Here is a 10,807-nt window from a genome sequence, read left to right as displayed (position 1 = left end):
TCGCCCGTCAGACACTCTGAATGTACCCGCGCCAGAACAGAATCATTTCCGTTTATATCACCAAAAACCAGAGCAACGTGATCTTGTCCGGTTGCCAGTTCTTCAAAGCCCACCATCAGGAAATCGCCCCATGGGGTTGGCAGTTTGGCTTCTGCCACACGTTTAAGCTGCATGTGATTCTCCAGGTACTTATCGTGGCACTCAGGGTGCCTGCCAGCAAACTGGCTTGTTTAATTACTACTGCTTAGTTTGCCACAACGCCTACCACTTCACCTAATAGACTGGGCAGACTCCTATTTTTACGCTTTGTGCGCCTCCGCGTTTTCCCTTCGGTGCGGTTTATCGGGTATCCTTGAGATTCTAATAGCATAAGGATAAGCAATGCGCTCAATAGCAAAACGAACAACGATGGGTGCTGGATTACTGTTAGTGATGCCTTTAGCCGTGTGGATTTCAGGGTGGCAGTGGCTGCCTGGTGGGCAGGGGAGTTGGCTAAAAATAATGTATTGGGTGACGGAAACTGTAACCCAACCCTGGGGCCTCATTACCCATGTTTTGTTGTGTGGCTGGTTCTTATGGTGTCTAAGGTTTCGCCTAAAAGCTGCACTGATGCTATTTGTGATACTCGGTGCGGCTATTCTTATTGGGCAGGGTGTTAAATCTGTCATTAAAGATGAAGTGCAAGAACCTCGTCCTTTTGTGGTTTGGCTTGAAAAAACACAGCATATTCCGACAGATGAGTTCTACAATTTAAAACGTAAGCAGCGAAGCGAGTTGGTAAAAAATCAGCTTGAATCGCAGCAGGAAATTCCGGGATGGTTACGTCAACACTGGCAAAAAGAGACCGGTTTTGCCTTCCCGTCGGGGCATACAATGTTTGCGGCAAGTTGGGCATTATTGGGTGTCGGATTGCTGTGGCCTCGTCGACGTACCTGGACCATCGTATTGCTGGTCGTTTGGGCTACAGGTGTGATGGGCAGCAGATTAGTGCTTGGGATGCACTGGCCACGTGACTTAGTGGTTGCGACGCTCATCTCCTGGATATTGATTACATTGGCAACCTGGCTTGCTCAAAAACTGTGCGGTCCATTATCTCCACCGCCACAAGAAGCTGAGGAAATAGCCGAAAGGGATGCCGAGCCTTGAGATTATTGATTTAACCCCCATTTCTTATGCATTGAAGGTCGCTTTTGGATTCCACGAACAACCGGGAAATGGTAGTTTATATAGTTGGAAAAACAGTAGCGCTTAATTTATCCCCATCGTCCTTCAAGCTGCATGGGTGTTGGCTGCAACTGGAATGCTAATGGGGATAGTCGCGTAAGACCACATGACGGGAAGTAATGTGAAATATTTATTCATTTTCTTACTGGTGCTAGCGATTTTTGTGATTTCTGTCACTCTGGGCGCGCAAAACGATCAGGTTGTGAATTTCAACTATCTGTTGGCACAAGGCGAATATCGCGTCTCCACATTATTGGCGACTCTTTTTGCTGCCGGTTTTTTGCTCGGCTGGCTTATTTGTGGCCTGTTTTGGTTGCGTTTGCGTGTTTTGCTGGCGCGCGCCGATCGCAAGATCAAACGCCTTGAACAACAAATCACGACGGATTCTGACGCCATCGCTGCGGCTGTACCGGCTGTGAAGGAATAACCTGCCATGCTGGAATTGTTGTTTCTGCTGTTGCCTATCGCCGCCGCTTACGGTTGGTATATGGGACGCAGAAGCGCGCATCAAGATAAGCAACAAGAAGCTAACCGCCTGTCGCGTGACTATGTGGCGGGGGTTAACTTCTTGCTATCGAACCAGCAAGATAAAGCGGTAGATTTATTTCTCGATATGCTCAAAGAGGATACCAGCACCGTTGAGGCTCACCTCACGCTGGGTAACTTGTTCCGTTCTCGTGGTGAAGTCGACCGCGCCATTCGTATCCACCAATCATTAATGGAAAGTGCCTCGTTAACTTACGAGCAGCGCTTGCTCGCGGTGCAACAGCTTGGCCGTGACTATATGGCTGCTGGCCTGTATGACCGCGCCGAAGATATGTTCGCGCAATTGATTGACGAAACTGATTTCCGCATTGGCGCATTACAGCAGTTACTGCTTATCCATCAAGCTACCAGCGACTGGCAAAAAGCTATTGATGTGGCCGAGCGCCTGGTTAAATTGGGTAAAGATAAACAACGCACAGAAATTGCCCATTTCTATTGTGAACAAGCGCTGCAACTGATGGCCAGTGACGACCTTGATCGTGCCATGTCACTGCTTAAAAAGGGGGCAGCAGCCGACAAAAATTGCGCCAGGGTTTCTATCATGATGGGCCGTATTTTCATGGCTCGTAATGAATACGTGAAAGCCGTTGAAATGCTACAACGCGTTATCGATCAAGATAGCGAGTTAGTCAGTGAAACTCTCGAAATGCTGCAAACTTGCTATTTGCAGTTAGACAAACCACAAGAGTGGGAAGCATTCTTAAAACGTTGTGTTGAAGAAAATACCGGTGCGGGTGCTGAACTGATGCTGGCTGAAATCCTTGAGCACAAAGAAGGTTCTGAAGTGGCACAGGTTTATATCAACCGCCAGCTCCAGCGCCACCCAACCATGCGTGTTTTCCATCGCCTAATGGATTACCACTTGCAGGAAGCGGAAGAAGGGCGGGCGAAAGAGAGCCTGATGGTGCTGCGTGATATGGTCGGCGAACAAGTGCGCACCAAACCACGCTATCGCTGCCAGAAATGTGGCTTCACTGCTTTTACGCTGTACTGGCATTGCCCATCTTGTCGCGCCTGGTCGACGATTAAACCTATTCGTGGTTTAGATGGGCAATAACGGTTAATCATCGGCAAACTATAAAAAAACGCCATACTTTAGTTACAACATACTTATAGCTATTATCAATATCCACACTTCGACACCGCGTCGTTTGTGCCTGGCAAGATGCAATGGCAACTGTAATTTTGCGTCTACCGCGAGTAGAATGCTTGCCGTTTATCTCTTTGCGCCGCGTTGCTGCCCACCATCAGAAGGTTTAGCCATGAATTCAACTGCATCCTCTTCCCGTGTTGCCACCGATTCACCTATTGTTGTCGCTCTTGATTACGATAATCGTGATAAAGCTTTGGCCTTCATTGACCGTATTGACCCGCGTGATTGCCGCCTGAAAGTAGGCAAAGAGATGTTTACCCTGTTTGGGCCGCAGTTGGTGCGTGATATTCAGCAACGTGGCTTTGATGTGTTCCTCGATTTGAAATTTCACGATATCCCAAACACCACGGCACGCGCCGTTGCTGCTGCGGCTGAGTTGGGGGTATGGATGGTGAATGTGCATGCCAGTGGTGGGGCACGCATGATGAGTGCAGCGCGTGAAGCGTTGCTGCCATTTGGCAAAGATGCCCCCTTGCTGATAGCCGTAACCGTTTTGACCAGCATGGAAGCCAGTGATTTGGCCGATCTCGGTATTACCGCAACGCCTGCTGAGTATGCAGAACGTTTGGCGCGATTAACGCAGAATTGTGGTTTGGATGGTGTTGTTTGCTCCGCACAAGAAGCGGTACGCTTCAAAAGCGAACTGGGTCAGGGTTTCAAATTGGTCACACCGGGTATTCGTCCGGTTGGAAGTGATGCCGGTGATCAACGTCGCATTATGACCCCACAGCAAGCTCAGACAGCGGGGGTGGATTTCATGGTTATTGGACGCCCGATCACCCAATCTGCAGATCCTGCCCATACTCTGCGTGAAATCCACGTCTCACTTCAGCAGGATGCATGATGAAAGACGATAACAGTCGTTTAGTTTACTCCACCGAGAGCGGCCGTATTGATGAACCTAAAGCCGCTCCTGTTCGCCCGACAGGGGATGGTGTGGTACGAATCCAACGTCAGACCAGCGGGCGCAAGGGTAAAGGTGTGTGTCTGATAACGGGTATTGATGCGGATGATGCAGAATTAGCGACACTAGCAGCAGAACTTAAAAAGAAATGTGGCTGCGGTGGTTCGTTAAAAGATGGCGTGATTGAAATTCAGGGTGATAAACGTGATCTGATTAAATCGCTGCTGGAAGCTAAAGGAATGAAAGTTAAATTAGCAGGCGGTTGATTCGCTTGTTTAAATAATCAGGCCACGGGATATTTACCGTGGCCTTTTATTATGGCTGCTGAAAATTAGACCTGAAAAATACAACTTTTATCAGTCGTTAAAGCGCATTACGCTTTAGCTGGTCACAAGATTTATTTGCTCACTTGGTGCCCGATAATACCACCCACGGCGGCACCACCCAATGTACCCAGTGCACTACCATCCGTTAAGACTGCGCCACCAACGGCACCCGCACCCGCACCAATTGCGGTGTTACGATCTTGGTTAGACCAGCCTGAACAGGCGCTCAACGACATTGCTACGGTCAAGGCCAGCACAGTGGCAGTAATTTTTTTGTTATTAAAAGTCATAATATTTTCTCCTGAATGATTGATTCACGGAAAATAAGCTTCTATTAAGTATAGTAGCTTTGTGTCATTTAAAGACGCTCACGTGAAACTGCATGACGATACAAGGCCAAAAAGATAATGCCAGTGATTATCACACTCTGTTATACCGCTGATAAATATTCTAATTTAAGTGGGGAATTACGACAGGTAAATAATCTTAAAGGATGTGCAAGATAATTCTGATATTAGGGCTGCCTGCACGGAATGCAGGCAGTTGAACATCGTGATTACGCGAGGGGAAATTGTTTTACGATATTGACTTGAACACCCGTGTCTAGCAGTTGCTGACCCGTAATTTCATTCAGACCATCATCAGTGATCACGCGATTGATACATGAAATGGGGCCTAGCGTGTAGGGATGCATCGCGCCGAACTTGGTGCTGTCTGTCAGGATAATGATTTCACTGGCTTTTCCCAACACAGTATTCACTACATCGGCGCGCATCATATCGCGACTGGTAAATCCTGTTTCTGGCAAGAAACCGTCAATACCGATGAACGCTTTGCTGAAATGTACTTGCTGGATAAATTGACGCGTCAAAGGTCCAACCATACTTTCGCTTTTTTTCTGGTAGATGCCACCAAGCAACACGACTTCACAGTCAGTATCTTTAAGAAGATGAGCGATATAACTGCTGACGGTGATTATCGTGATTTTTTTCTGCTCGGCCAGTGCTCGGGCCAGCAACGCATTACAACTGCCATTTTCGATAAAGACTGTTTCGCCATCGTTGACTAAGGTCGCCGCAAAATCAGCGAGATGCCGTTTAAGCGAATAATTGTTCATCATTCGCGTTTCAACGTCTTCGCTATCCAACGGAACGGCGTAGCCATGTGTCCGCTTCAGGTAGTTTTTTTTCTCCAGAAGATTGAGATCCTGGCGAATAGTCACTTCTGAGACACCGGTTTTTTTAGCGAGATCGGTCACACTCATGCGGCCATGATCAATCACCATCTGTAAAATAATTTGTTGTCTGGAGTTCATGTCAGCCAAATTTTGGGCGGTGCATAAAGCACCGCCTGGATTATCAAAGAGTATGTTCTGTACGGGCTATAATATCATCCTGAGCGTCTGGAGATAAGGCAGTAAAGAAAGCAGAATAACCTGCTACGCGCACGACTAAATCGCGATATTTATCAGGATGTTGTTTGGCATCCAGCAGGGTTTCACGGGAAACAATGTTGTATTGCACATGCCAACCCTTATGCGCTTCGAAGAAAGTCCGCAGCATAATCATCAACTTTTCACGATCGCGTGGGTTATCCAGAGTGGCTGGATTCAGTTTCTGATTCAGTAATACGCCGCCCAGAATTTTACTGGTTGGCAATTTACCCACTGAACTTATCACCGCTGTTGGCCCGAGGCGGTCAGTCCCTGAAGCAGGGCTTGCACCTTCTGCCAGCGGAGTCTTCGCTTTACGTCCATCTGGCGTTGCCATCGTTGCTGCGCCAAAGGGGACGTTTGCTGAAATCGATGAGGTGCCTGCGTAATATGTCCCGCCAATAGGGCCGCGGCCAAAGCGGGTATTGTGATACTGCTTCAGCTCGTCGATATAAGTCTGGTAAGCCCGTGCCAGCAGTAAATCTACTTCATCGTCATCATTGCCATATTTCGGCGCGCTGTTAATCAAACGCTGGCGCAACTGCTCACCGGTCAAACCATCAAAATCGTTAGCTAATGCTTCTGCTAACTGCTGTTGGCCAATGGTACCTTGCTCAAACACCAGTTTCTTCACAGCGGCAAGGCTGTTGCCCAGGTTGGCAATACCCACTTGCAGACCTGAAACCCAGTCATATTTTGCGCCGCCTTGCTTAACGCTTTTACCCCGTTCGATGCAGTCATCGACCAGGGCAGAGCAAAGAATATCGTGGGCATTCTCTTCAAGAACGGTATCAACAACGCATTCTATTTCGATAGATTTCTGGGTGTAGTAGCGAATCTGGGTATCCCAGGCATCGGTAACCTGGTCAAACTGGGTGAAATTACCTGCAGATAGCGCATGTTCCTGTGGCAGGAAGATTTTACCGCTGGTTGCATCACGTCCTTGTTCCAGTGCCGCTAACATCACCCGGGCGAAATTAATAAAACTCATGCCCGTGCAACGATAACCCCATTTGCCACCAACAGCGGTTTCGATACAACCGATAGCGGCATAGTCGTAAGCATCTTCGCGGCTGACACCGAGCTTGATAAATTCCTCAATAACGATTTCATCATTATTAAATGCAGGCATCCCGAAACCACAACGGATCACCTGAACACAAGCATCGAGGAAGTCGTTACTCATTCCCGCATGATAACGCACGCTCAAGTTGGGTTGCGTTGAACGTAACTGGCCGCATGACTCCAGGATGGCGTAAGAGAGCGGATTCACCGCGTCAACAGCTTTACCCTCGACGAGCGTTTGCCCACCAATCGTCACGTTTTGGTATAGCGGGCTCCCTGCGGAAGCCTTGGAATGCGAACCAGAGCGAATTTTGTTAACTTCCAGCAGCTTTAACCAGCAGCTTTGCAGCAACTCGATAGCCTGCTCACGTCCCAGAGTTTGCTCAAGTTCAACATCGCGGCGATACCATGGATAGAGGAACTGGTCGAGGCGACCAAACGAAACGGAGTGCCCGTTGGATTCAATCTGCAGTACCAGTTGAACAAAGTAACTCAACTGCAATGCCTGCCAGAATGAGGTCGGTTTGTGATGAGCAATAACATCACAGTTTTCAGCCATTGCCAGCAGTTCGTCACGGCGCGACTCACGTGTTTCTGCGCTGGCCATTTCTTTCGCCAGAGCCGCATAGCGCAGGATATGGTCACTTAAAGCCACAAACGTAATATCGATGGCTTTCAGGAATTGTTCTTTATGTAAATCTTCCCAGTCGGTCAGATGCAGGCGTGAACGGCGCTCGGCAACTTTGGCACGTAAACCATCAATACCCAATTCCAGTAACAGCGGGAAGTTGACCGCAAGATGCGCATCACCTGAGGTCATATTGCCTTCGGCTTTAATAATACCGCTTGCCAGTAACTCTTTCTGCTCGTCAGTAAACATTCCGTAGCAACGGTCTTGTACAGTTTGGCCGCGCCACCACGGGCAAATTTCATGCATTACCGCTTTGTCTGCATCGGAAATCGAGAAGCCAGCGCCTGGACGGTCGCCCAGTTCATCGATTTCGCTCTCAATCCAGCCAACGGTATATTCAGGGAAGAATGGCGCACCGCGCACATGGCTTGCCTGGTTACCGACGATCAACTCGTCATGCTTAATCCAGATGGTACGTTCAGTAAGGTGATGGGCAAGGGCGAGGGCGCGGCGCACCGGTAAAGGTTTTTCCTGATGCTGCTGATAAATCGCCGTGTAATGTTGGGCTCGTTCAGTACAGACCGGTGGCTTAACAATATGAATTAATGCATCTTTATGATCTTTGATGCGTTGGCTTAAGGTGTTCAGGTTCAGTTGGGTCATCGGTTTATCCTCTTATCCAGGCGGTCATCCCTTTTTGGCTTGCATACTGCTCAGCAAATTGCAGCAGCTCTGGCGCATCAAGTGGTTGCTGCGCGGCCATATAGGGGAGATTCAGGAGTTTGTATTTGTTAATACCTAAGGTGTGGTAAGGCAAAAAATGAATCGCTTTCACGCCTATTTCGTCGGCGGCAAAATCACTGATTGCACGAATAGATTGCTCATCAGCATTAAAATTAGGGATGAGTGGTACGCGAACCGTCATTTCGACATTGCGCGCCGCAAGCTTGCGGAAGTTATCCAGGACACGTTCGGCACTACCATCGGTCCATTGCTTGAAACGCTGCGCATCAACATGCTTGAGGTCGGCGAGCAGTAAGTCGAGGTGCCCGAGTGTCGGCTCAATATATTTCCATGGCACATGGAGACAGGACTCGACGGCGGTATGAATCCCCGCTTCTTTGCTTCTTCGCAGTAGTTGCTCAGCAACTTCAGGCTGCATAAAAGGCTCTCCACCGGAAAGCGTAATGCCGCCGCCACTGCGGTCGTAAAAGGGCTTATCACGCAGTACCGTTTGCATGATGGCATCAATACTTTGCGTTTCTCCGCACACACTTAATGCCTGAGTAGGGCAGCAATCCGTCAGTGCGGTCAGATCGCCTGCTTCCAGTTTTTCACGAATGATTATCAGGGAATCATCAATGCGAGAAATAGCATGTGGGGCAACCTGTGGGCACAACTCACAACCAGCAAGGCATAAACGTTCATCAAACAGAACATCCTGACCACGTGCGCGGCTTTCAGGATTCTGGCACCAGCGGCAACCTAAAGAGCAACCTTTCAAAAACACCACGGTGCGGATGCCTGGACCATCATGTGTTGAGTAACGTTGGATATTAAATAGCATAAGCCCGCCTTTATCTTCTGTTCGTAAATTAGATTACTTTCGAATGAAAGTTTTATTGATTTTGATCAGATAAAGAACAGACAGCGACGTTATGATGTCGGCAATGAGATAGATGACCCATCTGGAGAACTTATGGAACTGTATTTAGATACGGCTGACGTTGCCGCAGTGAAGCGCCTGGCGCGTGTTTTACCTTTGCAGGGTGTCACAACCAACCCATCAATTGTGGCTAAAGCCGGTATTTCCTTATGGGAAGTGCTGCCAGCGTTGCAAGATGCGCTGGGCGGTGAAGGCAAACTATTTGCTCAGGTGATTGCTGCACAAGCTGATGAGATGGTGAAAGAAGCGGAATTGTTAGTTAAGCGCGTTCCGGGCCTGGTAGTGAAAGTCCCCACGACGGTGGAAGGTCTGGCAGCCATGAAGCAATTAAAAGTGTTGGGTATCCCGACACTCGGGACTGCCGTTTATGGTGCAGCTCAAGGGCTACTGGCGGCGCTGGCTGGCGCGGAGTATGTCGCACCCTATGTGAACCGGCTGGATGCGCAGGGTGGTGATGGTATTCAAATGGTGCAGGACTTACAGCAATTGCTGACGCTTCATGCTCCGCAATCTAAAGTTCTGGCTGCCAGTTTCCGGACACCACATCAGGCAATGTCTTGCCTGTTAGCGGGCTGTGAAGCGATTACGTTGCCGATTGATGTCACCGAACAACTGCTGACAACGCCTGCGGTCAATGCGGCTATTGCGACGTTCGAAAAAGACTGGCAAGGGGCATTTGGTTCACTGAGCTTGTAAAATTGCGCCGGTTTTCACCGGCGACAGATCAAATCTCCCAGGGCGACTTTTTCAAGTCGCTCTCATTTTGTTCTTTACCGTTCGCAATATTCAGCAATTCAGCTTTCAAAATCTCCAGATTATTAATGGCCGACGCATGATCGCCTCCCACCAAAATATCTAACACGGTATCAATACGCTTTGCGAGTTGCAGAGGGTTCACTGAAGGCATAGTGCATCCTGTTTCTTCCGAAAAAAAGTTGTCTTCATAATGCAAAAAAAGGCTCAAAAAGAGAAGGTGCAAGGGCGCATTTTTAGCCTTATCCATCAATTAATTATCGAACAATATATAAGTAATAATTATTAAATGTTCCGATACATTCACCCTAAAGCAGTAGTGCATTAGTCTGATCCTGCGTGTAACGCGCTTTCATAACATGAGGATAAGATAATGACAGTCATTAACCAGCCAACCTGCAAATTGTTCACGGATGCTACTAGATTCACTCAATTGTCGGGATATTACGAAGTAGAACGCCGCACTGTGTGGATGATGTTACGAGCTCAAACTCGCCCTTGCTTCAATCACAAATTGATCGAAGAGATTATGAATCTCCGGTATTTGGTTCAGCAGGAGGGGTTTGTGGTTGATTTTTGGGTGACCGGTTCATTGGTGCAGGGAATCTATAACACCGGTGGCGATTTGGGCTTCTTTGTTGAATCCATTCAGCAGGGGCGGCGTGAAGCGCTTCGAGCTTATGCTCGTGCCTGTGTAGATTGTGTTCATGCTGCTTCTCGAGGGTTTGATAGCGGAGCGATTAGCCTCGCAATGGTCGAAGGCAGCGCATTGGGAGGAGGATTTGAAGCCGCGCTCGCACACCATTTTGTGTTAGCACAACGGGATGCGCGTATGGGGTTCCCGGAAATTGCTTTTAACCTGTTCCCGGGAATGGGGGCATATTCGCTAGTTGCACGTCGTTCAGGGATGAAACTCGCTGAGGAGCTTATCTATAAAGGAGAGGCGCACACCGCTGAATGGCATCATCAATTTGGCCTGGTAGATGAGTTATTTGAACCGGGTCAGGGTTATCTTGCCACTCGTACCTTCATTGACACTTTGCAACCGAAGCTTAATGGCGTGCGTGCAATGCTGCGTGCCCGTCAGCGTGTACTCCAGTTACCTCG

12 protein-coding genes and 1 pseudogene are annotated in these 10,807 nt (G+C 48.5%); 7 read left to right on the top strand and 6 right to left on the bottom strand.

Annotated features, from left to right (window positions below):
* Positions 1 to 173 (bottom strand): annotated as a pseudogene (ribA, locus tag VJY99_RS02625) (GTP cyclohydrolase II); the annotation flags it as partial.
* 208 nt (positions 174 to 381) lie between these two features.
* Between ribA and pgpB the strand changes: the two are divergent.
* The 5 genes from pgpB (at position 382) to yciH (ending at position 4,093) form a co-directional block, all read left to right on the top strand.
* Positions 382 to 1,146 carry a phosphatidylglycerophosphatase B gene (gene pgpB / locus VJY99_RS02620; RefSeq protein ID WP_324116063.1) on the top strand — a complete coding sequence of 255 codons (765 nt, stop codon included), beginning with the start codon at positions 382 to 384 and terminating at the stop codon, positions 1,144 to 1,146.
* A 199-nt stretch (positions 1,147 to 1,345) separates the two neighbouring features.
* Positions 1,346 to 1,651, top strand: coding sequence for a LapA family protein (locus tag VJY99_RS02615; protein WP_324116061.1), 306 nt, complete (start codon positions 1,346 to 1,348; stop codon positions 1,649 to 1,651).
* A 6-nt stretch (positions 1,652 to 1,657) separates the two neighbouring features.
* Positions 1,658 to 2,827, top strand: coding sequence for a lipopolysaccharide assembly protein LapB (gene lapB, locus VJY99_RS02610; RefSeq protein WP_324116059.1), 1,170 nt, complete (start codon positions 1,658 to 1,660; stop codon positions 2,825 to 2,827).
* 205 nt (positions 2,828 to 3,032) lie between these two features.
* Positions 3,033 to 3,767, top strand: coding sequence for an orotidine-5'-phosphate decarboxylase (pyrF, locus tag VJY99_RS02605; RefSeq protein WP_324116057.1), 735 nt, complete (start codon positions 3,033 to 3,035; stop codon positions 3,765 to 3,767).
* On the top strand, positions 3,767 to 4,093 hold the full coding sequence (gene yciH, locus VJY99_RS02600) for a stress response translation initiation inhibitor YciH (RefSeq protein WP_324116067.1): 327 nt from the start codon (positions 3,767 to 3,769) through the stop codon (positions 4,091 to 4,093). Before pyrF ends, yciH begins: the two co-directional genes overlap by 1 nt.
* Before the next feature lie 131 nt (positions 4,094 to 4,224).
* Here yciH and osmB read toward each other — a convergent pair whose 3' ends face one another.
* The 4 genes from osmB to VJY99_RS02580 form a co-directional block, all read right to left on the bottom strand.
* A complete protein-coding gene (gene osmB, locus VJY99_RS02595) occupies positions 4,225 to 4,443 on the bottom strand; it encodes an osmotically-inducible lipoprotein OsmB (protein ID WP_324116055.1) in 219 nt (72 codons plus the stop codon).
* Between the two features lie 266 nt (positions 4,444 to 4,709).
* On the bottom strand, positions 4,710 to 5,468 hold the full coding sequence (locus tag VJY99_RS02590) for a DNA-binding transcriptional regulator YciT (RefSeq protein ID WP_324116054.1): 759 nt from the start codon (positions 5,466 to 5,468) through the stop codon (positions 4,710 to 4,712).
* A gap of 43 nt (positions 5,469 to 5,511) precedes the next feature.
* Entirely contained in the window at positions 5,512 to 7,944 is a 2,433-nt protein-coding gene (locus tag VJY99_RS02585; protein WP_324116052.1) for a formate C-acetyltransferase/glycerol dehydratase family glycyl radical enzyme, read from the bottom strand.
* Positions 7,945 to 7,948: 4 nt separating this feature from the next.
* A complete protein-coding gene (locus VJY99_RS02580; protein WP_324116050.1) occupies positions 7,949 to 8,848 on the bottom strand; it encodes a glycyl-radical enzyme activating protein in 900 nt (299 codons plus the stop codon).
* A 132-nt stretch (positions 8,849 to 8,980) separates the two neighbouring features.
* On the opposite strand from VJY99_RS02580, the gene fsa reads away from it, so the two are divergent.
* A complete protein-coding gene (gene fsa, locus VJY99_RS02575; RefSeq protein WP_324116048.1) occupies positions 8,981 to 9,643 on the top strand; it encodes a fructose-6-phosphate aldolase in 663 nt (220 codons plus the stop codon).
* Positions 9,644 to 9,671: 28 nt separating this feature from the next.
* Here fsa and VJY99_RS02570 read toward each other — a convergent pair whose 3' ends face one another.
* A complete protein-coding gene (locus VJY99_RS02570) occupies positions 9,672 to 9,854 on the bottom strand; it encodes a hypothetical protein (RefSeq protein WP_324116065.1) in 183 nt (60 codons plus the stop codon).
* A 219-nt stretch (positions 9,855 to 10,073) separates the two neighbouring features.
* Between VJY99_RS02570 and VJY99_RS02565 the strand changes: the two genes are divergently transcribed.
* Positions 10,074 to 10,807 (top strand): crotonase/enoyl-CoA hydratase family protein (locus VJY99_RS02565; RefSeq protein WP_324116046.1); only part of this gene is annotated, 734 nt, incomplete at its 3' end.

Origin of the sequence: Buttiauxella sp. (assembly GCF_035271705.1) — a bacterium.
In the GTDB taxonomy this organism is placed as follows: domain Bacteria; phylum Pseudomonadota; class Gammaproteobacteria; order Enterobacterales; family Enterobacteriaceae; genus Buttiauxella.
The sequence above is the reverse complement of the archived record's forward strand: the minus strand, read 5'-3'. Positions and strand labels throughout refer to the sequence as shown.

Bases quoted from the DNA above. Each gene is read 5' to 3' on its own strand.
- fsa (WP_324116048.1), top strand. From the start codon at position 8,981: ATGGAACTGTATTTAGATACGGCTGACGTTGCCGCAGTGAAGCGCCTG.
- VJY99_RS02585 (WP_324116052.1), bottom strand. From the start codon at position 7,944: ATGACCCAACTGAACCTGAACACCTTAAGCCAACGCATCAAAGATCAT.
- lapB (WP_324116059.1), top strand. From the start codon at position 1,658: ATGCTGGAATTGTTGTTTCTGCTGTTGCCTATCGCCGCCGCTTACGGT.
- VJY99_RS02570 (WP_324116065.1), bottom strand. From the start codon at position 9,854: ATGCCTTCAGTGAACCCTCTGCAACTCGCAAAGCGTATTGATACCGTG.
- osmB (WP_324116055.1), bottom strand. From the start codon at position 4,443: ATGACTTTTAATAACAAAAAAATTACTGCCACTGTGCTGGCCTTGACC.
- VJY99_RS02580 (WP_324116050.1), bottom strand. From the start codon at position 8,848: ATGCTATTTAATATCCAACGTTACTCAACACATGATGGTCCAGGCATC.
- pgpB (WP_324116063.1), top strand. From the start codon at position 382: ATGCGCTCAATAGCAAAACGAACAACGATGGGTGCTGGATTACTGTTA.
- VJY99_RS02590 (WP_324116054.1), bottom strand. From the start codon at position 5,468: ATGAACTCCAGACAACAAATTATTTTACAGATGGTGATTGATCATGGC.
- pyrF (WP_324116057.1), top strand. From the start codon at position 3,033: ATGAATTCAACTGCATCCTCTTCCCGTGTTGCCACCGATTCACCTATT.
- yciH (WP_324116067.1), top strand. From the start codon at position 3,767: ATGAAAGACGATAACAGTCGTTTAGTTTACTCCACCGAGAGCGGCCGT.